Raw genomic sequence first — 26,008 nt, forward strand, 5'->3', positions numbered from 1 at the left:
GAGAAAAATGAGGAGCAAGTCAATGTCGAACACGAACCAGGGTCCGGTGACCGTTCTCGGTCTGGGAATGATGGGCGCCGCCCTGGCCACCGCCTTTGTGAAGAACGGCAATCCGACCACCGTGTGGAACCGTTCCGCTGACAAGGCGGACGCGCTCGTCGAGCAGGGCGCCGTCTTCGCCGCGGACATCAAGCAGGCGATCGCGGCCAGCCCGGTCGTCGTGGCGTGCGTCTCCACCTACGAGGTGCTGAACGACCTGTTCGCCGGTGCCACCGACGAGCTGAAGGGCAAGGTGGTCATCAACCTCACCTCGGGTACCCCCGAGGACGCCCGCGCCCTCGCCGTCTGGGCCGAGCAGAACGGCGTGCGCTACCTGGACGGCGCCATCATGGCCGTCCCGCAGATGATCGGCCTGCCCCAGGCCCTGATCTTCTACGCCGGCGCCCAGGAGGTGTACGCCGAGCACGAGGAGCTGCTGAAGCCGCTCGCGGGCACGAACGTGTACCTGGGTGCGGACACCGGTGTCGCGATGATCTACGACCTCGGTCTGCTGTCGCTGCTGTGGTCGAGCCTCGCGGGTTACTTCCACGCCGTGGCCCTCGTCAACTCGGCCGGCGTCTCGGCGGAGGCGTTCACCCCGTTCGCCCTGACGTGGATCGAGCACGTCATCACCCCGTCGATCCCGCAGAGCGCCAAGGAGATCGACTCGGCGAGCTTCGACACCGAGATCTCCAGCCTCGGCGTCAACAAGGCCGCGATCGAGCACCTGGTCGCCACGAGCAAGCAGCTCGGCATCAACAGCGACTTCTCGGCCGCCATCCAGGCGCTGATCGAGCGTCGCGTCGAGCAGGGTCACGCCGGGCACAGCCTGGCCAGCCTGGTCGAGGCGTTCAAGCAGGGCTGACCCCAGCCCCGGCGTCCCCGCCGGGATGCCACGCGCACGGTGAGGCAGGAACCCGCTGGGCGGGACACGGCTGCGTGCCGGGTCCCGCCCAGCGGCGTGCGGCGTGCCGGACGGGTGCGAGTCCCGGCGGCCCCTACGGCCCGTGACTCCGGCGGCTCGCCATGCTCGCCGCGTGCGGCGGGGTGCCGGGCGGGGCAGGGTGCGGGGTGCGGGCACGAGCCCGGCACACACACGGGCGCAAGCGCTGTGCGGGCGCGGGCGCAGTGGTGAGCACGGCCACAGGCCGGCGCGGTGCGAGCGCAGGCCGGTGACCGGCACGGACCCGGACCCGGCACGAGCCCGGCACACACACGGGCGCAAGCGCTGTGCGGGCGCGGGCGCGGTGGTGAGCACGACCACAGGCCGGCACGGTCGGCGCGGTGCGGGCGCAGGCCGGTGACCGGGACAGGTCCAAGCCCGGCGCGGGCGCGGTGCGGGCGCGCGCGGCGCGGGCGAGGGCCGGTACGAGCGAGGGCCGGTGGCCGGGACGTGGATCTCGTCCCGGCCACCGGCCCTCGCCGGCTGTCCCGTCCGTTACGCGGCGGGCAGCGCCAGGGGGCGCTGGTAGCCGCCCCGGATGATGTCGCAGGTGTCGCGCAGGGCCGTCTCCAGCCAGGCGATCTCGTCGTCCGACAGCAGGACGGACGGCTCGAAGCGCAGGGTGTCGGGGGCGCTCGCGGTCGGGAACGTACGGACCCGGTGGCCACGCAGCAGGTGGCCCGCGACCAGGTAGCCGAACAGGCCGGCCCGGGCCGCCTCGGCGATCGGGGGGACCGGCGCCCCGGACTGGTCGTGGAACTCCAGACCGAGCATCAGACCGCGGCCGCGGACGTCCTTGACGACCTCGGGGAAGTCCTCCCGCACGGAGTCCAGCATGGCCAGCAGCCGCTCGCCCAGTTCGGCGGCCCTGCGGTAGGCGGCGCCATCGTCGGCCTCCAGGAGCTGGAGGACCTTCAGGGCGATGCGGTTGGAGAAGCCGTCCTTGGCGAAGGTCGAACTGTGGATCAGTTCGAACTCGCCGCGGTAGCGTGAGGCGCGCACCAGCAGCACCGAGATCTTGGCGAGGCCGCCGCCCAGGCTCTTGGCGAGGGTGTAGTAGTCGCCGCGCAGTCCCAGGCGCGTACCGGCCAGGAAGTCGCCCGTGCGCCCCATGCCGCTCTGGATCTCGTCCACGATGACCGGTGCGTCGATCTCCGCGCAGACTTCCCTGATCTCCCGGACGAATTCCGCCGACAGCTCGCGGATGCCGCCCTCGCCCTGGATCGGCTCCAGGACGAACGCGCAGACGACGGGCGCCTCGTGCTCCGCCAGCCGGATCCGGCCGTCCTCCAGGACCAGGCCGAAGAGGGTGGCGCGCTCCTCGTCGACGATCTTGCGCAGGGCGCCCGGCTGGCCGAGCGGGACGAACCGCGCCTGCGCGGCCAGCGCTCCGAACGGGGCGCGGTAGCCCTCGTTGTGGGTGAGCTGGACCGTGCCGACGAGCTTCCCGTGGAAGGAGCCCTCGGGGGTGAGGAACACCGGGGGGCGCCCGGCCCGGTCCTCGTTGTGGGCGGCGATGCGGTCGATCAGTTCGTCCAGCGCGGCGGGAGCCGGGCCGTCCGCGTCGACGCCGAAGCGGGCGAGGACCTCGGCGGGCACCGTCGCCGAACCGTCCCGTACGGCTGCGCGGACCGTGTCGAGGCCGGCGCGGACGGACTCCAGGAGCGCACCGAGGCGGGCGCCCCGGTCCATCTCGGCGTGTTTGAGCGCGGCCTCGTTGGCCTCGGCGCCGGTGTTGGCGAAGACGGCGAAGAACGGCTCGTCGTCGCCGGTCTCGCGGCGGACGATCCGGTTCAGGGCGAGCGCCAGCTCGGCGGCCTCCGGGTGCAGGGAGAACTGCGAGTGCACCGGAACGCCGCTGTCCAGCAGCTCCTTCGCGTACGCGGTGATCGCGGGGTTGTTGTGGCCCAGCAGGAGCGAGCCGTATCCCCCCGCGTAGTCCACGACGGCGACCTCGCGGCCGTCCTCGCCCCGCTGGTAGAGAAGGTTCCCCTCGGCCCGGACGTATTCGGCGTCCAGGCCGGCGGAGGCCAGCACGGCCCCCAGATGGGGTTCGGCCAACTGCGTTTGTTCAGCGGGGGCATTCGAAGCATCGGTCATGTGGCCAACATGACCGAATGCGCGCCAGCGTGCGGTAACAGCGCGGTCATCGGAGGCCGCCGGCCTGGCCAAAGGCATCGATTACTTGGCGATTAGGCGCGAGAAAGTGCCGAGCGGATACGTTTTTCACCCACCCCTTTATTGCGTAGGGGGCCCTCAAGCCGAATCCGAAGAGGGGAAATGACTCCTGCATCCGCAGAGCTCGAACCCGCAGCCTCGCGGACGGGGCTGCGCACGTCCGTCGAGGCCACTTCGCTGCGGGATGTGATGTCCCAGTTCGCCACCGGCGTCACCGTGCTCACGGTGGGTGGCGACCACATCCACGCCATGACGGCCAACGCCTTCAGCTCGGTGTCGCTCGCCCCGCCGACCGTGCTGGTCTCCATCGATCACAGCGCCGTCATGTTCGACGAGCTGACCGGGGCCGGCCACTTCGGCGTGAACATCCTGGCAGCCGGACAGCAGTCGCTCGCCCGGCACTTCGCGGACAAGAAGCGCGCCCTCGGGCTCGCACAGTTCGACGACGTCGAGTGGGCACCGGGCGAGCGCACGGGCGCCCCGCTCCTGGCCGGCGCGCTGGCCTGGCTGGAGTGCGACGTGATCGACGCGCACGCCTCGGGCGACCACACGATCTTCGTCGGCAGGGTGCTGGACTGCCGACGGGGCTGCGACGACGGGGCGTTGACGTTCTTCGACGGGAAGTTCGGCCACGCCCCGCGGGCCGCCTGACGACTCCGCACGCCATGACGGCGCGCGGTCGCACACACCAGCCGGACACGACTGAATCACACGAAGGAGATGCACATGACCGCCTCGACCCCCGAAGTCGACCTGTACAGCCTCGAACTCACCGATGACCCGGAGGTCCAGAACGACGTCTTCCTGAAGATCTTCAACTCCGGGGACGGCGCCGCCTTCGACAACCTCTACCTCGACGACGCCATCTCCAACCTGACGGGCGGCCCGCTGACCGGTGAGGCCCGCACCAAGGGCATCATCGAGCTGCTCGCCAAGGGCCCGACGCTGAAGTCCGTCGTCAAGCACTCCTACACCGCCGACGACGTCACGCTCATCGTGGTCGACTTCGAGCTGGGGCTGCCCGGCGAGGACGGCGAGCTGGTCCAGGTCAAGGGCAGCTGCACCGACGTCATCCGCCGGACCGAGGACGGCAAGTGGATGATGGCCGTGGACCGTCCGGTCGCCGACATCAGCGTCTGAACCGTCTGACCCGCACCATCCCGCACCACCCCGCACCATCCCGCACCACCCGCACCACGACGGACGAGGCCGGGTTCCCCGAGGGGAGCCCGGCCTCTTCGCGATGTGCCCGCCGGATCGCGGGTCCGTGGTGTCAGTCGCGCGGTTCCTCGCCGAACGGGTCGTCGACGGCGTACAGCCACGAGCCGTCCGCCTGCTTGCGCAGGACGTCCAGGCCGACGCCGCGCAGGCTCTCGCGGCCCTCGCCGCTCGCGGTGTTGACCTCCATGGTCCAGTCCACGACCAGCAGGGCCGTGTCGCCGGTGACGTACGCCTCCCGCAGGTCGGTCTCGATGTGCGGCCGCATGGCGGCGAGGAATTCCGTGATGGCGGCCCGGCGGTCCGCACCGCTCACCGGATTGCCCTTCTCCCAGGCGATGATGCCGGCTTCGGTGTAGTGGGCATTGACGCGCTCCGCGTCGCCCGAGTTGAAGGCGGCGACATAACTCTCGAGGTGCGCCTCGAGCTCCTTGGGGAGCTCGACGGCCGTGGTGGTGTTCGACATTCTTCTGTCCTCCGGAAAATGAGGATGGAAAGAGCGATGAGGGTGACAACTACGCCGAAAAGCTATCCGCAGGCCGGAAACCCGGGGCTCACCGAGGGGTAACGCCGCACGCCGGAACGCGGCACCACGGCTCCGATTACCGGGCTGTGATCACACGCTGGATCTTCGGAAGACCCCAGGTACATACCGTCGATGCAGGCCGCGCCGAGCCGTCCGGGCTCCGAATGCGCAGGCGGACGTCTTGGACCGTTGCGATACGCAGAACGGAAAGGGCACCCGACAGTGACGACCAGCGAGCACGACACCCACGCAGAACCCACCTGGGAGGGCGGCGCGACCGGGGACCGGGCGGAGCCCATTGCTGTCATCGGCATGTCCTGCCGGCTTCCCGGCGCCGACTCCCCCGCCGCGTTCTGGGACCTGCTCAGCCGCGGCGCCGACGCCATCACCCCGGTGCCGGAAGGGCGTTGGGGCCCGGACGGGCGCTCCCTCGGCGCCGGGCGCGGCGGTTTCCTCGACGCCGTCGACGCGTTCGACGCGCCGTTCTTCGGCATCTCCCCGCGTGAGGCGGCGGCCATGGACCCGCAGCAGCGGCTCGTGCTGGAGCTCGCCTGGGAGGCGCTGGAGGACGCCGGCGTCGTCCCCGCCTCCTTACGCGGCAGCAGGACGGCCGTCTTCGTCGGCGCCCTGCGCGACGACTACACGAGCCTGCTGTACCTGCACGGCGCCGAGGCCGTCACCCAGCACACCATGACCGGCGTCAACCGCGGTGTCATCGCCAACCGGGTCTCGTACCACCTGGGTCTGCACGGTCCGAGCATGACCGTGGACTCCGCCCAGTCGTCCTCGCTGGTGGCCGTCCACCTGGCCTGTGAGAGCCTGCGCGCCGGCGAGGCCGACGGCGCGCTGGTGGCGGGTGTGAACCTCAACCTGCTCGCGGAGAACGTTGTCACCGAGTCCCGCTTCGGAGCGCTGTCGCCCGACGGGACCACCTACGCCTTCGACGCCCGCGCCAACGGCTTCGTGCCCGGCGAGGGCGGCGGCATGGTGCTCCTCAAGCCGCTGAGCCGGGCGCGGGCCGACGGGGACCGGATCTACGGCGTCGTCCGCTCCAGTGCCGTCAACAGCGACGGCGCCACCGACGGGCTCACCGTGCCGAGCGCGGCCGCCCAGGAAGCGGTGCTGCGCGAGGCGTACGAGCGCGCCGGGATCGCCCCCGATCAGGTGCAGTACGTCGAACTGCACGGCACCGGCACCCCGGTCGGCGACCCGCTGGAGGCCGCCGCGCTCGGCGCCGCACTCGGCCGCGGCCGCACGGCCCGCACCGCCCTGCGCGTCGGCTCGGTGAAGACCAACATCGGCCATCTCGAAGGCGCCGCGGGAATCGCCGGCCTGATCAAGACGCTGCTCAGCCTGCACCACCGCAGGCTCCCGGCCAGCCTGAACTTCGAGACCCCCAACCCGCGGATCGCACCGGACGAGCTCGGGATCGCCGTGCAGTGCGAGCCGACGGCCTGGCCGGACGAGGACCGGGCGCTCATCGCCGGCGTCAGCTCCTTCGGCATGGGCGGCACCAACGCCCACGTCGTCGTCTCCGAGGCCCCCGCCGCCCCCTCCGCCGTCGCCGAGGACCCCGCCGGGCCCGCCACCGCATCCGAGGACCCCGCCGGACCCGCCGTCGCCGCCGCCCCCGGCGCCCCGGCGGCCGCCGTCCCGCTGCCGTGGATCGTCACCGGCCACGACGGGGACGCGCTGCGGGCCCAGGCCGCGAAGCTGCGTGCCTTCGCCGCCGGGCGTCCCGGTCAGCCGGCCGAGGACACCGGCCGGGCGCTGGCCACCACCCGCACCTTCCTGGGCCACCGCGCCGTCGTCGTCGCCGACGGCCGCGACGCGCTGCTCGCCGGCCTGGACGCGCTCGCCACCGGCACCCCCGCCGCCTCCGTGGTCTCCGGGGTCGTACGGCCCGGCGGGCTGGCCTTCCTCTTCACCGGTCAGGGCGCCCAGCGCACCGGCATGGGCCAGGAGCTGTACGCGGCGTTCCCGGCGTACGCCGGCGCCTTCGACGAGGTCGCCGCGCATCTGGACCCGCTGCTGCCGCGCCCGCTGGCCGAGCTCGTCGCCGACGACACGGCGCTGCACGAGACCGGTGCCACCCAGCCCGCGCTGTTCGCCGTCGAGGTCGCACTCTTCCGCCTCCTCGAGAGCTGGGGGCTGCGGCCCGACCTGCTCGCCGGCCACTCCATCGGCGAACTGGCCGCGGCCCACGTCGCGGGCGTGTTCTCCCTCGCCGACGCCGCGCGCCTGGTCGCAGCCCGCGCCCTGCTGATGCAGGCGCTGCCCACGGGCGGCGCGATGGTCGCCGTGGAGGCCACCGAGGCCGAGGTGCTGCCGCTCCTCGCAGGCCGCGAGGGCACACTCGCCGTCGCCGCCGTCAACGGCCCCCGCTCCGTCGTGCTGTCGGGTGACGCCGACGCGGCCGCGGAGGTGGCCGCCGCGCTGCGGGAGCAGGGCCGCCGCACGAAACGCCTGACCGTCTCGCACGCCTTCCACTCCCCGCACATGGACCCGATGCTGGCGGAGTTCCGCGCGGTGGCGGCCACGCTCGACTATGCGGAGCCGGTAATTCCGGTCGTCTCGACGGTCACCGGGCAGCCGGCGACCGCGGGGCAGTTCACCTCGCCCGACTACTGGGTCGAACAGGTCCGCCGTCCGGTGCGCTTCCTCGACGCCGTCCGCTCCCTGGAGAGCGCCGGTGTGCGCACCTTCCTGGAGCTGGGGCCCGAGGGCGTCCTGTCCTCCCTGGTCGAGGACTGCGCCGCGGACGCCGACGCCGTCGCCGCCGTACCGCTGCTGCGCGCCGGCCGCTCCGAGCCGCTGACCGCGCAGACCGCGCTGGCCACCGCGTTCACCCGGGGCGCCGAGGCCGACTGGACCGCCCTGTACGGCGGCCGGTCCGCGCGCCACGTCGAGCTGCCGACGTACGCCTTCCAGCGCCGCTCCCACTGGCCGGCCGGTGTCCGCGGAGCCGTCGCCCCGCTGCGGCCGGCTCCCGCCTCCGAGGCCGCTCCCCCGGCCGCCGCCCCCCGCGGCGAACTGGGCCGCCGTCTGGCCGCGCTCGACGGGGCGGAACGCCGGCGCGCCGTCGAGGATCTGCTGCACCCCCACATCGCCGCGGTCCTGGAGTACGAACCGGGCCACCGCATACCCGACCACACGCCCTTCCGGGACCTCGGTTTCAGCTCCCTGATGGCCACCGAACTGCGCGGCACGCTCGCCCGGGCCACCGGCCTGAAGCTGCCCGGCGGCCTGCTCTTCGACCACCCGACGCCGCGGGCCCTCGCCGAGTTCGTCGAGGCCGAACTCCTCGGCGAGGCCACGGTCGCGGACGAGACGGCGGACGGGCCGGCGGCGGGCGCCGACCGCGAGGCGATCGCCGTCGTCGCCATGGCCTGCCGCTACCCGGGCGGCGTGGCCTCGCCCGAGGACCTGTGGCGCCTCGTCGCCCGCGGGGGCGACGCCGTCGGCGAGTTCCCGGCCGACCGCGGCTGGCCCGAGGACCTGTACGACCCGGATCCGGACCGGCCCGGCCGCAGCTCCGTGCGCCACGGCGGGTTCCTGCACGACGCGGGCGACTTCGACGCCGCGTTCTTCGGGATATCCCCGCGCGAGGCCCTGGCCATGGACCCGCAGCAGCGCCTGCTGCTGGAGACCGCGTGGGAGAGCGTCGAGCGCGCCGGGATCGACCCGGCGCGGCTGCGCGGCACCCGCACCGGGGTCTTCGTCGGCGCCACCGGCCTGGAGTACGGGCCGCGCATGGACGAGGCCCCCGAGTCCGTCCAGGGCGGCGTGCTGACCGGCACCACCGCCAGTGTCATGTCCGGCCGCATCGCCTACCAGCTCGGCCTGGTCGGCCCGGCGATCACGGTGGACACAGCCTGCTCCTCCTCCCTGGTCGCCCTGCACCTGGCGATCCGCTCCCTGCGCTCCGGCGAGACCGACCTCGCCCTCGCGGGCGGCGCCACCGTCATGTCCTCGCCGGGCATGTTCGTGGAGTTCTCCCGCCAGCGCGGACTGGCCCCCGACGGCCGCTGCAAGGCCTTCGCCGACGGCGCCGACGGCACCGGCTGGTCCGAGGGCGTCGGCCTGCTCATGCTCGAACGGCTGTCCGACGCGCAGAAGAACGGTCACCCCGTCCTCGCCGTGCTCCGGGGCTCCGCCGTCAACCAGGACGGTGCCAGCAACGGTCTGACGGCCCCCAACGGCCCCTCCCAGCAGCGCGTCATCCAGCAGGCGCTGGCTGACTCCGGTCTGAGCCCCGCGGACGTGGACGCCGTCGAGGCCCACGGCACCGGAACCCGTCTCGGCGACCCCATCGAGGCGGAGGCCGTCAAGGCCGTCTACGGCCCCGGACACGACAGCGACCGCCCCCTCCACCTCGGCTCGCTGAAGTCCAACCTCGGCCACACCCAGGCCGCCGCCGGCGTCGGCGGCGTCATCAAGATGGTCCAGGCGATGCGGCACGGCGTGCTGCCCAGAACACTCCACGTGGACCGGCCGACCAGCCGGGTCGACTGGTCCGACGGCACCGTCGCCCTGCTCACCGAGGAACACCCGTGGCCCGGGACCGGCCGTCCCCGGCGCGCCGCCGTCTCCTCCTTCGGCATCAGCGGCACCAACGCCCACCTCGTCGTCGAGGAGGCGCCGCCGGCCACCGCCCCGGCCGGCACGGACGGGCGGTCCGAGCAGCCCGGCGGCACCGCCGCCGTAGCCGGCGGGCCCGCGCCGTACGTCCTCACCGCCCGCGACCCGGACGCGCTGCGCGAGCAGGCCGCCCGCCTGGCCGCGCACCTCACCGGCTCCGGCGCCGGCCTCGCCGACCTCGGCTTCTCGCTCGCCACCACCCGCACCGCCTTCGAGCACCGCGCCGTCGTCCTGGCCTCCGACACCGAGGACCTGCTCGCCGGACTGACCGGGCTCGCCGCCGGCACCGGCGCCCCGAACACCGTCACCGGCACCGCGGACACCCAGGGCCGCACCGCGTTCCTGTTCACCGGCCAGGGCGCGCAGCGCGCCGGATCCGGCCGCGAACTGTACGCCGCCCAGCCGGTGTTCGCCGCCGCCCTCGACGAGGTGTGCGCCGCCTTCGACGGCCTCCTGGAGGTGCCCCTGCGCGACGTGCTGTTCGGCGAGGGCGCGGGCGCGGGGCTGATCGACCGCACCGCGTACACCCAGCCGTCGCTGTTCGCCGTCGAGGTGGCCCTCTTCCGGCTGCTGACCCACCACGGACTGACCCCCGACCTGCTCGCCGGGCACTCGATCGGCGAACTCGCCGCCGCCCACGCCGCCGGGGTCCTCTCCCTGGCGGACGCCGCGGTCCTGGTCGCCGCGCGCGGCCGGCTCATGCAGTCCGCACCGGCCGGCGGGGCGATGACAGCCGTCGAGGGCACCGAGGAGGAGATCGCCGCCGGGCTCGCCGGACAGGAGTCCGCCGTGTCCGTCGCCGCCGTCAACTCCCCCTCGTCCGTGGTGATCTCCGGCGACGCCGACCGCGTGGCGGAGGTCGCCCGCGGCTGGCGGGAGGCCGGCCGCCGCACCCACCGGCTGACGGTCTCGCACGCCTTCCACTCCCCGCACATGGACGGCGTCCTGGAGGAGTTCCGGGCCGTCGCGGCCGGGCTCACCTTCCACCGCCCGCGCATCCCGATCGTCTCGACGGTGACCGGCGAGATCGCCACCGCCGAGCAGCTCACCTCGCCCGACTACTGGGCGCGGCAGATCCGCGAGACCGTCCGCTTCGCCGCCGCCACCCGGCGGCTCGCGGCCGAGGGAGCCACCGTCCTCGTCGAGGTCGGCCCGGACGCCGTGCTGACGGCGCTGGCCCGGCGCACCCTGGAGGACACCCCGGCGGCCGAGGCGACCGCCGTCCCCGTGCTGCGTGCCGGCCGCCCCGAGGCGGAGACCTTCGCCACCGCGACGGCCGCGGCGTACGCCCAGGGCGCCCCGCTCGACGTCGCCTCCTTCTTCCCCGGCGCGGTCCGCACCGACCTGCCGGTCTACCCCTTCCGGCGCACCCGCTTCTGGCTGAACGCCGCACCGCGCACGGACGCCCGCAGCCTCGGCCTCGACCCGGCCGAGCACCCGCTGCTGACCACCGCCGTGGAGTTCGCCGAGCGGGAGGACGCGCTGTTCACCAGCCGTCTGTCGCGCGCCGCCCAGCCCTGGCTGGCCGACCACGCGATCGCCGGCACGGTCGTCGCACCGGGCACCGCCTTCCTCGAACTCGCCGTCGCGGCGGGCGCGCACGTCGGCGCCCCGCACCTGGCGGAGATGATGCTGGAGGCGCCGCTGCCGCTGCCCGAGCGCGGAGCCGTCCGCGTCCAGGTGGCGGTCGGCGCGCCGGACCGGGACGGGCAGCGCCCGTTCACCGTCCACGCGCGCCCGGACACCGCCGACGGCGCCCTGCCCTGGACCCGGCACGCCACCGGCCTGCTCGCACAGGCCGCCGCGGCGCCCGCCGCCGACACGGACCTCACCTCCTGGCCCCCGGCCGGCGCCACCGCCGAGAGCCTCGACGACGTCTACGACCGGCTGGCCGCGCTCGGCTACGTCTACGGCCCCGCCTTCCGGGCCCTGCGTGCCGTCTGGCGGCGCGGCACCGACGTCTTCGCCGAGGTGAGCCTGCCCGACGCGCAGGCCGGCGCCGCCGCCGCGTACGGACTGCATCCCGCGCTGCTCGACGCCGTACTGCACCCGCTGGTGCTCGACGCGGGCGCCGGGACGGACCCGGCGCACATCAGGCTGCCGTTCGCCTGGAACGACGTCACCCTGCACGCGGCGGGCGCCGCCGAACTGCGCGCCCGGATCTCGCCCGCCGGTCCCGGGCGCGCCGCCATCAGCGTCGCCGACGGCACCGGCGCCCCCGTCGCCGACCTGGACCTCGCCCTGCGTGCCGTCCCCCGGGACCGGCTCGCGGCGGCGTCGCACACCGGCGCCGGCTCGCTGTTCACCGTGGACTGGAACGAACTGCCGTCGCCCGCGCCGGACACCTCCCTGGTCTGGTCCGAGGCCGACGCCTCCGGCGACCCGGTCGGCTCGTCCGGCTCCCTCGACTCCGTCGAGCCGGCCGACGTGGTCGTCCTGCGGGTGCCCACCGCCGCCGACGGCGCGGACGACCCGCGGCCCGCCACCGGTCGGGTGCTGCGCCTCGTCCAGCGGTGGCTGGCCGACGAGCGGTTCGCCGGCTCCCGGCTCGCCCTGGTGACCCGGCGCGCCGTCGCCGCACGGCCCACCGACGACGTGGACCTCGCGGGGGCGCCCGTGTGGGGCCTGATCCGTTCGGCGCAGTCCGAGCACCCCGACCGCATCGTGCTGATCGACCTCGACGACGACCCGGCGGCGGACTCCCTGCTGCCTGCCGCGCTCGCCGCCGAGGAACCGCAGCTGGCCGTGCGCGACGGCCGGCTGCACGCGCCCCGGCTCGCCCGCGCCTCCCGGGCGGCCGGGGCGGCCGGGGCGCCCGCTCCCCGCTTCACCCCGGACGGCACGGTCCTCGTCACCGGCGGCACCGGTGGGCTCGGCGCGCTGTTCGCCCGCCACCTGGTCACCGAGCACGGCGTACGGCACCTGCTGCTGACCAGCCGCCGGGGCCCCGACGCGCCCGGCGCCGCCGAGCTGGCCGGTGAACTGACCGCGCTCGGCGCCGAGGTGACCGTCACCGCCGCCGACGTCGGCGACCGGGACGCCGTCGCGGCCCTGGTCGCCTCGGTCCCGGCCGCGCACCCGCTGACCGCCGTCGTGCACACGGCCGGCGTCCTGGACGACGCGACCCTCCAGTCACTGACCGAGGCACAGCTGGACGCCGTCCTGCGGCCGAAGGCGGACGCCGCCCGCCACCTCCACGAGCTGACCCGGGACCTGGACCTGACGGCCTTCGTGCTGTTCTCGTCGGTGTCCGGCCTCACCGGCACCGCGGGCCAGGCCAACTACGCGGCGGCCAACACCTACCTGGACGCGCTCGCCCAGCACCGCGCCGCGCACGGCCTGCCCGCCACCTCGCTGGCCTGGGGCCTGTGGGACGCCACGCACGGCATGGGGGCGTCCCTCACCGACGCCGACCTCGCCCGCTGGGCGCGCGCCGGCATGACCCCGCTCACCCCGGAGGAGGGCCGCGCGCTCTTCGACCTGGCACTGGCCGGCGACGAGGCGCTGCTGGCACCCGTGGCCCTGGACCCGAGCAGGCTCACGGCCGACGAGGCGGCGCCGGTCCCGGCGCTGTACCGCGGCCTGGTGCGCCCGCGGCCGCGCCGCGCCGCACGGGCCGGCTCCGGCTCCGGCTCCGGCTCCGGCTCCGGCTCCGGCTCCGGCTCCGGCTCCGGCTCCGAGTGGGCACGGCAGATCGCCGGCCTGCCGGAGAACAAGCGGGGCGACGCCGTGCTGACCCTGGTGCGGACCGTCGTGGCCGCGGTGCTCGGCCACCCGGGTGCCACGGCCGTGGACCCGTCCCGTGCGTTCAACGACCTCGGTTTCGACTCGATGGCCGGCGTCGACCTGCGCAACCGGCTCACCGCCGCCACCGGCCTGCGGCTGCCCACCACGGCGGTCTTCGACCACCCGACCCCGAACGCGCTGGCCGCCTACCTGCTGACCGAGGCGGTGGCCACCCAAGCCCCCCAGGACCAGGGCCGGGACCAGGACCGGCGCGAGCGCGCCGGGGCCCGCGCCGACGACCCGATCGCGATCGTCGGCATGGCGTGCCGCTACCCGGGCGGGGTGTCCTCCCCGGAGGACCTGTGGGACCTGGTCGCCAACGGGGTCGACGCCGTCAGCGAGTTCCCCTCCAACCGCGGCTGGGACGTCGAGAAGCTGTACGACCCGGACCCCGACCGGCCGGGCACGTCGTACGTCCGCGAGGGCGGCTTCCTGCACGACGCGGACCTGTTCGACCGCGAGTTCTTCGGCATGTCACCGCGCGAGGCGACCGCGACCGACCCGCAGCAGCGCCTGCTGCTGGAGACCGCCTGGGAGACCTTCGAGAGCGCGGGCATCGATCCGGCCACCCTGCGCGGCAGCCGCACCGGCGTCTTCACCGGCGCCATGTACGACGACTACGCCTCGCGTCTGGAGGGCACCCCGGAGGAGTTCGAGGGCTTCCTGCTCGCGGGCAACCTCTCCAGCGTCCTCTCCGGCCGCCTGTCGTACACGTACGGTCTGGAGGGCCCGGCCGTCACGGTCGACACGGCCTGCTCCTCCTCGCTCGTCGCCATGCACATGGCGGTGAGCGCACTGCGCAACGGCGAGTGCGACCTCGCGCTCGCCGGCGGCGTCACGGTCATGAACAGCCCCAACACGTTCGTGGAGTTCTCCCGTCAGCGCGGCCTGTCCCCCGACGGCCGCTGCAAGTCCTTCTCCGACGACGCCGACGGCACCGGCTGGTCCGAAGGCGTCGGCCTGCTCCTGGTGGAACGCCTCTCCGACGCCCGCAAGAACGGCCACCGCATCCTGGCAGTGATCCGCGGCACAGCCGTCAACCAGGACGGAGCCAGCAACGGCCTCACCGCCCCCAACGGCCCCTCCCAGGAACGCGTGATCAAACAGGCCCTGGCCAACGCCGGCCTGAACACCCACGACATCGACGCCGTCGAAGCCCACGGCACCGGCACCCGCCTCGGCGACCCCATCGAGGCCCAGGCACTCCTCGCCACCTACGGACGCAACCGCACCACCGACAAACCCCTCTACCTCGGCTCCCTCAAATCGAACATCGGCCACTCACAGGCAGCCGCCGGCGTCGGCGGCGTCATCAAGATGATCCAAGCCATGCACCACGGGATGCTGCCGCCGACGCTGCACGCGGACAAGCCGTCCAGCCATGTGGACTGGGACGCGGGCGCGGTCGAGCTGCTCACCGAGGCACGCGAGTGGCCCGCCACCGACGGCCGACCCCGCCGCGCCGGCATCTCCTCCTTCGGCATCAGCGGCACCAACGCCCACGTCCTCATCGAGGAACCCCCGGCCGAGCCGCACCCGGCCAGAAGGTCCGGTGCGTCAAGTGCGTCAAGTGCGTCAAGTGCCTCAGGTGCGCCCTCTCGTGTCCTGCCGTGGATCATCACCGGCAGGACCGAGAAGTCGCTGCGCGACCAGGCCGAGCGCCTGCGCCGGTTCGTCGAGGCGAGGCCCGGACTGGAGGCGGCCGACGTCGCCTACTCGCTGGCCACCGGGCGCGCCCTGCTCGACCAGGGCGTCGCCGTCCTCGGCGACAGCCGCGAAACCCTCCTCGAGGGCCTGGCCGCGCTCGCCGGTTCGACCGACGGCCGACAGGTCCCCGGCGTGGTCGGCACCCGTACCGCCCACCCCGGCAAAATCGCCTTCCTGTTCACCGGTCAGGGTGCCCAACGGCTGGGTATGGGACGCGAGTTGTACGAGACCAACCCGGTGTTCGCCGAGGCGCTGGACCGGGTGTGCGCACATCTCGACCCGGAGCTGGTCCGTCCCGTGAAGGGAGTGCTCTTCGCCCCGGAGACGTCCGCCGACGCCGCGCTGATCGACCAGACGGCCTTCACCCAGGCCGCGCTGTTCGCCGTCGAAGTCGCCCTGTACCGCCTCTTCGAGCACTACGGCGTGCGGCCGGACTACCTGCTCGGCCACTCCCTCGGCGAGGTCACCGCGGCCCATCTGGCCGGCGTTCTCGACCTCACCGACGCCTGTGTCCTGGTCGCCGAGCGCGGACGGCTGATGCAGGCCGCCCGCGAGGGCGGTGCGATGGCCTCGGTCCAGGCCGCGGAGGAAGAGGTCCGCGCCTCCCTGCTCCCGTACGGCGAGGAGCGGGTCTCCGTCGCCGCCGTCAACGGCCCGCGCGCCACGGTGATCTCCGGTGACGAGGACGCCGTCACCGAGATCGTGGAGGACTGGCGGGCCAAGGGCACCAGGGTCAGGCTCCTGACCGTCTCGCACGCCTTCCACTCCCCCCACATGGAGGAGATCCTCGACGAGTTCCGGGACATCATCTCGGACCTGACCTTCAGGGCCCCCGAGATGCCCGTCGTCTCCAACGTGACCGGTGTCCTCGCCACCGACGAGGAACTGATGTCACCGGACTACTGGGTCCGCCACATCCGCGGCACCGTCCGGTTCCACGACGGTGTGCGGTTCCTGCAGTCCGAGGGTGTCACCGAATACCTGGAGCTGGGACCCGACGGCGTCCTGACCGCGCTCGCCGCGGCATGCCTGACCGAGGAGGCCGGGGTGCTCACCCCGGCGCTGCGACGCGGGCGGTCCGAGGCGGAGTCCGTGGCGGCGGCACTGGGTCTGCTGCGGCTGCGCGGGGCCGGCCCCGACTGGACCAGGGTCCTGCCCGGCGCCCGCCGGGTCGATCTTCCCACGTACGCCTTCCAGCGCGAGCGGTACTGGCTGGACGGCCCGGACGCCCCGCTGGACGCCGCCGGCCTGGGCCTGACCTCCGCCCGGCACCCGCTGCTCGGCGCGGCCGTGGGCCTGGCCGACCGGGACACCCACGTCTTCACCGGACGGGTGTCGTCGCACACCCACGGCTGGCTGGCCGAGCACGCCGTCGACGGCAAGATCCTGCTGCCGGCCACCGCCCTGGTGGAACTGGCGATGCGCGCCGGCGAAGAGACCGGCACCGAGGCGCTCGACGAACTGCTGCTGTCGGCTCCGTTGGTGCTGCCGGCGCGGGGCGGTGTGCAGGTGCAGGTCGTGGTCGGTGAGGCCGACGACGCCGGACGTCGTGGGGTGGAGGTGTATGCGCGGCCCGAGCCGGACGAAGCGGACGGTGACGTCGGTGAGGCGGGTGAGGGGCCGTGGACGCTGCATGCCCGGGGTCGGCTGGTTCCGGCGGAGGCGTCGGGGGGTGAGGCGCTGACGGTGTGGCCTCCGGCGGGCGCGCGGGAGGTGTCGCTGGAGGGTGCGTACGAGCGTCTGGAGGAGCTCGGTTACGCGTACGGTCCGGCGTTCCGGGGGCTGCGGCGGGCCTGGCGGGGCGAGGGTGAGGTCTTCGCCGAGGTGGTCCTGCCGGAGGGGCAGCACGCCGAGGCCGGGCGCTACCTGCTGCATCCGGCGCTGCTGGACGCCGCCCTGCACACCCTCCTGCCCGGCGTCGTCGACGAGGCGGGCCGGGCCCGGCTCCCCTTCGCGTGGTCGGGTGTCACCCTCCACGCGGTGGGCGCCACCGCGCTGCGCGTCCGCCTGAGCGTGTCCGACCAGGAGTCCGAGACCCTGGAGGCATCGCTCACGGTGGCGGACGGTACGGGTGCCGCGGTGGCGACCGTGGAGGGACTGACGTTGCGTCCGCTGTCGGCGGAGGCGCTGCGTGCGGCGGCGGCTCCGGGCGGCCCGGACGGCCTGTTCGCGGTGCGGTGGAAGCCTGTGTCGCGCGGCGGTACGGCCACGGCCGAGACCGGGGCCGAGGTGGTGGAGGCGGTGTCGGGCGGACGGTCCGCGCCCGAGGTGCTGCACGAGGCCCTGCACACGATCCAGGAGTTCCTGACCGACGACAGCAAGACGGACAGCACCCTGGTCGTGGTGACCCGCGGCGCGGTCGCACTGGACGGCGAGGAGATCACGGATCTCGCGGCAGCCGGCGTCACCGGACTGGTACGGGTGGCCCAGACCGAACATCCCGGCCGCATCGTCCTGGCGGACGTGGAACCGGGCACCGACCTCGACACCGGAGCGATCCTCGCCACCGGTGAACCGCAACTGGCGGTACGCGGCCAAGTGACATACGTGCCCCGCCTGGGCCGTGCCACGGGCGAACCCGGTACGAGAGAATTGCGCTGGGACGAGGGCACCGTCCTGATCACGGGCGCCACGGGAACCCTGGGCACGGTACTGGCCCGCCACCTGGTCACCACCCACGGAGCACGCAACCTGCTCCTGGTCTCCCGACGCGGCCCCGACGCACCCGGCGCCACCGAACTGAAGGACGAACTGCGCACGCTGGGAGCCGAGGCCACCCTCGCCGCCTGCGACGTCTCCGACAAGGACTCCCTGGCAAACGTCCTGGCACGGATTCCGGCCGACCGGCCCCTGAGCGCCGTGATCCACACGGCCGGAGTCCTCGACGACACCGTGCTCACCGACCTGACCCCCGAACGCCTGGACGCCGTACTGGCGGCGAAAGCGGACGCGGCGTGGCACCTGCACGAGCTGACGCAGGACCTGGAACTGTCCGCCTTCGTCCTCTACTCCTCGATCGCGGGCCTGATCGGCAACGCCGGCCAGGCCAACTACGCCGCCGCCAACACCTACCTCGACGCCCTCGCCCAGCACCGCACGGCCCTCGGACTGCCCGGCGTGTCACTGGCCTGGGGCCTGTGGAACCAGACCAGCACCATCAGCGGCGAACTGAACGAGACGGACCTGCGCCGCCTGGCCCGTATCGGTCTCAAGCCGCTGGCCACGGACGAGGCGATGGCGCTGTTCGACTCCGCTCTGGCGGGAACCGAACCGGTCCTCGGCGTCAGTGGTCTCGACCTCGCCGCACTGCGCAAGGCGGGTGACGGCCTGCCACCGCTGCTGCGCGACCTGGCCCCGGCCGGCCGCCGCCGCACAGCCGCCTCGGCCGGCCGGTCCGGTGGCCAGGACGCGGGCCCCTCGCTGGCCGAGCGCCTGGGCACCCTGTCCCAGGAGGAGCGCGAACAGACCCTCGTCGACCTGGTACGCACCCAGGTGGCCGCGGTCCTCGGACACACCGACGCCCATGCCGTCGACCCCCACCGCGCCTTCCAGGAACTCGGCTTCGACTCACTGACCGCCGTCGAACTCCGCAACCAGCTCAACAACGCGACCGGACTGCGCCTGCCGAGCACCCTGGTCTTCGACCACCCCAGCCCCGCCGCCCTCGCCGCGCACCTGCATCGGCAGATCAAGGTGGAGACGGCGTCGCCCGCCGACTCGCTGGTCGAGGAGCTCGGCCGGCTCAGTGCCGCCGTCCGGTCGGCAGCCGCCGATCCCGCGGCCTACGAAAGCGTCGCGGGGCAGCTGCGCGAGCTGCTGGGCGTCGCCGAACAGGCGAGCGGCCGCACGTCCGCCGACGAGGTACTGGCGGCCGACGACCTGGACGAGGCGAGCGACGAGGAACTGTTCGCCCTCCTCGACGACCTGAACTGACCGGGCGACCGCTCCCGGAGCCGACGAGGGGGTCGGCTCCGGGGCGGTTCGGCACGCCCGGCGGTCACCGCTGCGGCACACCACTGCACGACCAACCAGACCGAGCACGAGCCACATCACGAGCCACATGACGACGGGGAGCTGAGATCAGTGGCGAACGAGCAGGAACTCCGCGAGTACCTCAAGAAGGCCATCGCCGACGCGCGCGACGCGCGCAGGCAGCTGCGCGAGGTCGAGGACAAGGCGCAGGAGCCGATCGCGATCGTCGGCATGGCGTGCCGCTACCCGGGCGGGGTGTCCTCTCCCGAGGACCTGTGGGACCTGGTCGCCAACGGGGTCGACGCCGTCAGCGAGTTCCCCTCCAACCGCGGCTGGGACGTCGAGAAGCTGTACGACCCGGACCCCGACCGGCCGGGCACGTCGTACGTCCGCGAGGGCGGGTTCCTGCACGACGCGGACCTGTTCGACCGCGAGTTCTTCGGCATGTCACCGCGCGAGGCGCTCGCCATCGACCCGCAGCAGCGCCTGCTGCTGGAGACCGCCTGGGAGACCTTCGAGAGCGCGGGGATCCTGCCGGCCGCCCTGCGCGGCAGCCGCACCGGCGTCTTCACCGGTGCGATGTACAACGACTACGGCTCCCGCCCCGACCTGCCCGCCGAGGGCAACGAGGGGTACCTCTTCAGCGGCAGCGCGGGCTCCATCGCGTCGGGCCGGATGGCGTACACCTTCGGTCTGGAGGGCCCGGCCGTCACGGTCGACACGGCCTGCTCCTCCTCGCTCGTCGCCATGCACATGGCCGTGGGCGCGCTGCGCAACGGTGAGTGCGACCTCGCGCTCGCCGGCGGCGTCGCCGTCATGTCGACGCCGACGGCGTTCGTGGAGTTCTCCCGGCTGCGTGGTCTGTCCACCGACGGCCGCTGCCGGTCCTTCTCCGAGGACGCGGACGGCACCGGCTGGTCGGAGGGCGTCGGTCTGCTGCTGGTGGAGCGGCTGTCCGACGCGCGGAAGAACGGCCACCGGGTCCTGGCGGTGATCCGGGGCAGCGCGGTCAACCAGGACGGAGCCAGCAACGGGCTGACCGCTCCCAACGGTCCCTCCCAGGAGCGCGTGATCCTCGCCGCACTGGCGAACGCCGGTCTGAGCACGGCCGACGTGGACGCCGTGGAGGCGCACGGTACGGGCACCCGCCTGGGCGATCCCATCGAGGCGCAGGCACTCCTCGCCACCTACGGTCAGGGCCGGCCGGCCGGGCACCCGCTGTATCTGGGCTCGCTCAAGTCGAACATCGGTCACTCGCAGGCGGCCGCCGGCGTCGGCGGCGTCATCAAGATGATCGAAGCCATGCGGCACGGGATGCTGCCGCGGACGCTGCACGTGGGGGAACCGTCCAGCCACGTGGACTGGGACGCCGGAGCGGTGGAGTTGCTGACCGAGGCGCGGGAGTGGCCCGCCACCGACGGCCGACCGCGCCGCGCGGGCGTCTCCTCCTTCGGCTTCGGCGGCACGAACGCCCACGTCGTCATCGAGGAAGCCCAGGCCGCCCCCGAGAAGCAGGACACCACCGAACACGGCGAACTGCCTCTGATCCCTTGGGTGTTGTCGGGCAAGAGCGCGCAGGCGGTCCGCGACCAGGCAGCACGGCTGCTCGCCCACCTGGAGACCCACCCCGCGCTCGCCGCCCAGGACGTCGCCCTGTCCCTGGCGACGGAACGCGTGGCTTTTGAACATCGCGCGGTGGTGACGGGCACGGATCGCACCGAACTCGTCGACGCCGTAAAGGCGTTGGCGGAGGGTGGCGGTGCGGAGCCGTCGCGGGTGCGTGGTTCGGGTGGAACGGCGTTCCTGTTCACGGGGCAGGGAGCGCAGCGGCCGGGGATGGGCCGGGAACTGTACGCGGCATTCCCGGTGTTCGCGGCGGCGTTCGACGAGGTGGCGGCCGCACTGGACCCGCACCTGCCGCGACCGATCAGCGACGTCATCACCGACGGCGACGGCCTGGACCGCACCGAGTTCACCCAGCCCGCGCTGTTCGCGGTGGAGGTCGCGCTGTTCCGACTGGTCCACTCCTGGGGCATCGTCCCGGACTTCGTCGCGGGCCACTCCATCGGTGAACTGGCAGCCGCCCACGTGGCGGGCGTGTTCTCGCTGGAGGACGCGGCGCGGCTGGTGGCCGCGCGCGGACGGTTGATGCAGGCCGCCCGCGCGGGCGGTGCGATGGCCGCCGTCCAGGCCACGCAGGACGAGATCGACGCGGCGCTCGCGGAGGAATCCGGAGTGGTCGCGGTGGCGGCGGTGAACTCGCCCCTGTCGACGGTGATCTCCGGTGACGCGGAGGCGGTGGAGCGGCAGGTGGCGCGGTGGCGCGAGCACGGCCGCAAGGCCGTACGGCTGACCGTCTCCCACGCCTTCCACTCCCCCCACATGGACGACATCCTCGACGAGTTCCGGCAGGTCGCCGCCTCCCTCACCTACCACAAACCCCGCATCCCCCTGGTGTCGACGCTGACGGGACGCCTCGCCACCGCCGACGAACTCGGCACCCCCCAGTACTGGACCGACCAGATCCGCGGCACCGTCCGCTTCACCGACACCCTCACCAGCCTGCGCGAAGCAGGAGCAGGCGTGTTCATCGAGATCGGCCCCGACGCCGTCCTCACCGCCCTCACCCGCGACACCCTCGACGACACCACCGCCCTCCCCCTCCTGCGCCGCGACCACGACGAAACCCACACCCTGATCACCGGCATCGCCCAGGCGTTCACCGCGGGCGTACCGGTCGACTGGGCCGCCTGCCTCGGCACCGGCACCACGGCCCCGGCACCCCTGCCCACCTACGCCTTCCAACGCGAACGCCACTGGCTCGACCCCGTTGACGCCCCTGCCGACGCAGAGGGCCTGGGGCTGAAGGCGGTCGGACACCCCATCCTGGGCGCTTCGCTGGGCCTGGCCACCCGGGACGAGTACGTGCTGACCAGCCGCGTCTCGCTGCGCACCCACCCCTGGCTGGCCGACCACGTGGTCCTCGGCGCCACGTTGCTGCCGGGCACCGCGTTCGTCGAACTCTGCGCCCGCGCGGGCGACCAGGTCGGCGCTCCCCGTGTGGAGGACCTGACCCTGTCGGCTCCGTTGGTGCTGCCGGCGCGGGGCGGTGTGCAGGTGCAGGTCGTGGTCGGTGAGGCCGACGGCGCCGGACGTCGTGGGGTGGAGGTGTATGCGCGGCCCGAGCCGGACGAAGCGGACGGTGACGTCGGTGAGATGGGTGAGGGGCCGTGGACGCTGCATGCCCGGGGTCGGCTGGTTCCGGCGGAGGCGTCGGGGGGTGAGGCGCTGACGGTGTGGCCTCCGGCGGGCGCGCGGGAGGTGTCGCTGGAGGGTGCGTACGAGCGTCTGGAGGAGCTCGGTTACGCGTACGGTCCGGCGTTCCGGGGGCTGCGGCGGGCCTGGCGGGGCGAGGGTGAGGTCTTCGCCGAGGTGGTCCTGCCGGAGGGGCAGCACGCCGAGGCCGGGCGCTACCTGCTGCATCCGGCGCTGCTGGACGCCGCCCTGCACACCCTCCTGCCCGGCGTGGTGGACCCGGACCGGGAGGCCCTCGTGCCCTTCGGATGGGAGGGCGTGACGATCCACGCGGTGGGTGCCGGGACGGTCCGGGTGCGCTTCTCCCTCGGCGCAGCCGATTCCGTCGCACTGACGGTGGCGGACGGTACGGGTGCCGCGGTGGCGTCCGTCGAGGGACTGACGTTGCGTCCGCTGTCGGCGGAGGCGCTGCGTGCGGCGGCGGCTCCGGGCGGCCCGGACGGCCTGTTCGCGGTGCGGTGGAAGCCTGTGTCGCGCGGCGGTACGGCCACGGCCGAGTCCGGGGCCGAGGTGGTGGAGGCGGTGTCGGGCGGACGGTCCGCGCCCGAGGTGCTGCACGAGGCCCTGCACACGATCCAGGAGTTCCTGACCGACGACAGCAAGACGGACAGCACCCTGGTCGTGGTGACCCGCGGCGCGGTCGCACTCGACGGCGAGGAGATCACGGACCTCCCGGCAGCCGGCGTCACCGGACTGGTACGGGTGGCCCAGACCGAACACCCCGGCCGCATCGTCCTGGCGGACGTGGAACCGGACGCCGACCTCGACACCGGAGCGATCCTCGCCACCGGTGAACCGCAACTGGCGGTACGCGGCCAAGCGACGTACGTACCCCGCCTGGGCCGTGCCACGGGCGAACCCGGTACGAGAGAATTGCGCTGGGACGAGGGCACCGTCCTGATCACGGGCGCCACGGGAACCCTGGGCACGGTACTGGCCCGCCACCTGGTCACCACCCACGGAGCACGCAACCTGCTCCTGGTCTCCCGACGCGGCCCCGACGCACCCGGCGCCACCGAACTGAAGGACGAACTGCGCACGCTGGGAGCCGAGGCCACCCTCGCCGCCTGCGACGTCTCCGACAAGGACTCCCTGGCAAACGTCCTGGCACGGATTCCGGCCGACCGGCCCCTGAGCGCCGTGATCCACACGGCCGGAGTCCTCGACGACACCGTGCTCACCGACCTGACCCCCGAACGCCTGAACGCCGTACTGGCGGCGAAAGCGGACGCGGCGTGGCACCTGCACGAGCTGACGCAGGACCTGGAACTGTCCGCCTTCGTCCTCTACTCCTCGATCGCGGGCCTGATCGGCAACGCCGGCCAGGCCAACTACGCCGCCGCCAACACCTACCTCGACGCCCTCGCCCAGCACCGCACGGCCCTCGGACTGCCCGGCGTGTCACTGGCCTGGGGCCTGTGGAACCAGACCAGCACCATCAGCGGCGAACTCGGCGACGCGGACCTGCAGCGCATCAAGCGCCTGGGACTGCTGCCCCTCGCCACGGACGAGGCGATGCAACTGTTCGACTCCGCCGTGGCGGGAACCGAACCGGTCCTCGCCGTCAGCCGCATCGACACCGCGGCCCTGCGCGCACAGCCCCAGGCACCCACCCCGCTCCTGCGCGCTCTGGTCCCGGCCGGTCCACGACGCGCGAACGACACGAGGAGTGATGCCGCCGCCTCACTGGCCCAGCGCCTGGAGACCCTGTCCCGGGAAGAGCGCGAACAGGCTCTCGTCGACCTGGTACGCACCCAGGTGGCCGCGGTCCTCGGCCACGCCGACGCCGGCGCCGTGGACCCCCAACGCGCCTTCCAGGAACTCGGCTTCGACTCACTGACCGCCGTCGAACTGCGCAACCAGCTCAACAGCACGACCGGACTGCGCCTGCCGAGCACGCTGATCTTCGACCACCCCAGCCCCGCCGCCCTCGCCGCGCACCTGGCCTCCGAGCTGTTCGGCGAGGAGGAGTCCGTCGCCGTCACCGCGGACTCCGCCTCCATGGAACCGATCGCGATCGTCGGCATGGCGTGCCGCTACCCGGGCGGGGTGTCCTCCCCGGAGGACCTGTGGAACCTGGTCGCCGGCGAAGTCGACGCCATCAGCGAGTTCCCGTCCAACCGCGGCTGGGACGTCGAGAAGCTGTACGACCCGGACCCGGAGCAGTACGGGACGTCGTACGTCCGTGAGGGCGGGTTCCTGCACGACGCGGACCTGTTCGACCGCGAGTTCTTCGGCATGTCGCCGCGCGAGGCGACCGCGACCGACCCGCAGCAGCGCCTGCTGCTGGAGACCGCCTGGGAGACGCTGGAGAACGCGGGCATCGTGCCGGCCACCCTGCACGGCAGCCGCACCGGCGTCTTCACCGGCGTGATGTACCACGACTACGCCACCGCCTCCGGGACCGTCCCCGAGGAACTGGAGGGCTATCTCGCCGCGGGCAGCGCGGGCAGTGTCGCCTCCGGCCGGCTGTCGTACACCTTCGGTCTCGAAGGTCCGGCGATCACGGTCGACACGGCCTGCTCCTCCTCGCTGGTGGCCCTGCACATGGCTGCGGGCGCGCTGCGCAACGGCGAGTGCGACCTCGCGCTCGCGGGCGGGGCGACGGTCATGGCGACACCCGCCACGTTCGTGGAGTTCTCCCGTCAGCGCGGTCTGTCCCCCGACGGCCGCTGCAAGTCCTTCTCCGACGACGCCGACGGCACCGGCTGGTCCGAAGGCGTCGGCCTGCTCCTGGTGGAACGCCTCTCCGACGCCCGCAAGAACGGCCACCGCATCCTGGCAGTGATCCGCGGCACAGCAGTCAACCAGGACGGAGCCAGCAACGGCCTCACCGCCCCCAACGGCCCCTCCCAGGAACGCGTGATCAAACAGGCCCTGGCCAACGCCGGCCTGAACACCCACGACATCGACGCCGTCGAAGCCCACGGCACCGGCACCCGCCTCGGCGACCCCATCGAGGCCCAGGCACTCCTCGCCACCTACGGACGCAACCGCACCACCGACAAACCCCTCTACCTCGGCTCCCTCAAATCGAACATCGGCCACTCACAGGCCGCCGCCGGCGTCGGCGGCGTCATCAAGATGATCCAAGCCATGCACCACGAAACCCTCCCCCGGACCCTGCACGCCGACAAACCGTCCAGCCACATCGACTGGAACGCCGGCGCGGTCGAACTCCTCACCGAAGCACGCGAGTGGCCCGCCACCGACGGCCGACCCCGCCGCGCCGGCATCTCCTCCTTCGGCATCAGCGGCACCAACGCCCACGTCCTCATCGAGGAACCCCCGGCCGCCCCCGAGAAGCAGGACACCACCGAACGCGGCGAACTGCCTCTGATCCCTTGGGTGTTGTCGGGCAAGAGCGCGCAGGCGGTCCGCGACCAGGCAGCACGGCTACTCGCCCACCTGGAGACCCACCCCGCACTCGCCGCCCAGGACATCGCCCTGTCCCTGGCGACCGAACGCGCCGCCTTCGACCACCGCACGGTGGTGACGGGCGCCGACCGCACCGAACTCCTGGACGCCGTACGAGCACTGGCGGACGGCAGCGGCACCCAGCCCACCCGGACACACCGCCCAGGCTCCACGGCCTTCCTGTTCACGGGGCAGGGAGCGCAGCGGCCGGGGATGGGCCGGGAACTGTACGCGGCGTTTCCGGTGTTCGCGGCGGCGTTCGACGA

At 73.4% G+C, this 26,008-nt stretch carries 7 protein-coding genes; 5 read left to right on the forward strand and 2 right to left on the reverse strand.

Going from position 1 to position 26,008, the window contains the following annotated elements:
* The first annotated feature begins 22 nt into the window (after nt 1-22).
* Complete coding sequence (locus ACIP5W_RS32725) at nt 23-904, forward strand: NAD(P)-dependent oxidoreductase (RefSeq protein ID WP_401481181.1); 882 nt, start codon at nt 23-25, stop codon at nt 902-904.
* Nucleotides 905-1,477: 573 nt separating this feature from the next.
* Here ACIP5W_RS32725 and ACIP5W_RS32730 read toward each other — a convergent pair.
* A complete protein-coding gene (locus ACIP5W_RS32730; RefSeq protein ID WP_401481183.1) occupies nt 1,478-3,082 on the reverse strand; it encodes an aspartate aminotransferase family protein in 1,605 nt (534 codons plus the stop codon).
* Between the two features lie 180 nt (nt 3,083-3,262).
* Between ACIP5W_RS32730 and ACIP5W_RS32735 the strand changes: the two genes are divergently transcribed.
* Both ACIP5W_RS32735 and ACIP5W_RS32740 read left to right on the forward strand, forming a co-directional pair.
* The gene (locus tag ACIP5W_RS32735; protein ID WP_401481185.1) at nt 3,263-3,811 is read left to right on the forward strand and encodes a flavin reductase family protein; all 549 of its coding nucleotides are present in this window, start codon (nt 3,263-3,265) and stop codon (nt 3,809-3,811) included.
* A gap of 75 nt (nt 3,812-3,886) precedes the next feature.
* Nucleotides 3,887-4,300 carry a YybH family protein gene (locus ACIP5W_RS32740; RefSeq protein ID WP_398103774.1) on the forward strand — a complete coding sequence of 138 codons (414 nt, stop codon included), beginning with the start codon at nt 3,887-3,889 and terminating at the stop codon, nt 4,298-4,300.
* Nucleotides 4,301-4,433: 133 nt separating this feature from the next.
* On the opposite strand, the gene ACIP5W_RS32745 is transcribed toward ACIP5W_RS32740, so the two are convergent.
* Entirely contained in the window at nt 4,434-4,844 is a 411-nt protein-coding gene (locus ACIP5W_RS32745) for a YybH family protein (RefSeq protein WP_401481187.1), read from the reverse strand.
* A 282-nt stretch (nt 4,845-5,126) separates the two neighbouring features.
* Here ACIP5W_RS32745 and ACIP5W_RS32750 point away from each other — a divergent pair, with 282 nt between their 5' ends.
* Entirely contained in the window at nt 5,127-18,971 is a 13,845-nt protein-coding gene (locus ACIP5W_RS32750) for an SDR family NAD(P)-dependent oxidoreductase (protein WP_401481189.1), read from the forward strand.
* 150 nt (nt 18,972-19,121) lie between these two features.
* Nucleotides 19,122-26,008: SDR family NAD(P)-dependent oxidoreductase (locus tag ACIP5W_RS32755; protein WP_401481191.1), on the forward strand; the 6,887-nt coding region annotated here is incomplete at its 3' end.

It is taken from the genome of Streptomyces sp. NPDC088766 (genome assembly GCF_044750845.1).
Lineage (GTDB): Bacteria > Actinomycetota > Actinomycetes > Streptomycetales > Streptomycetaceae > Streptomyces.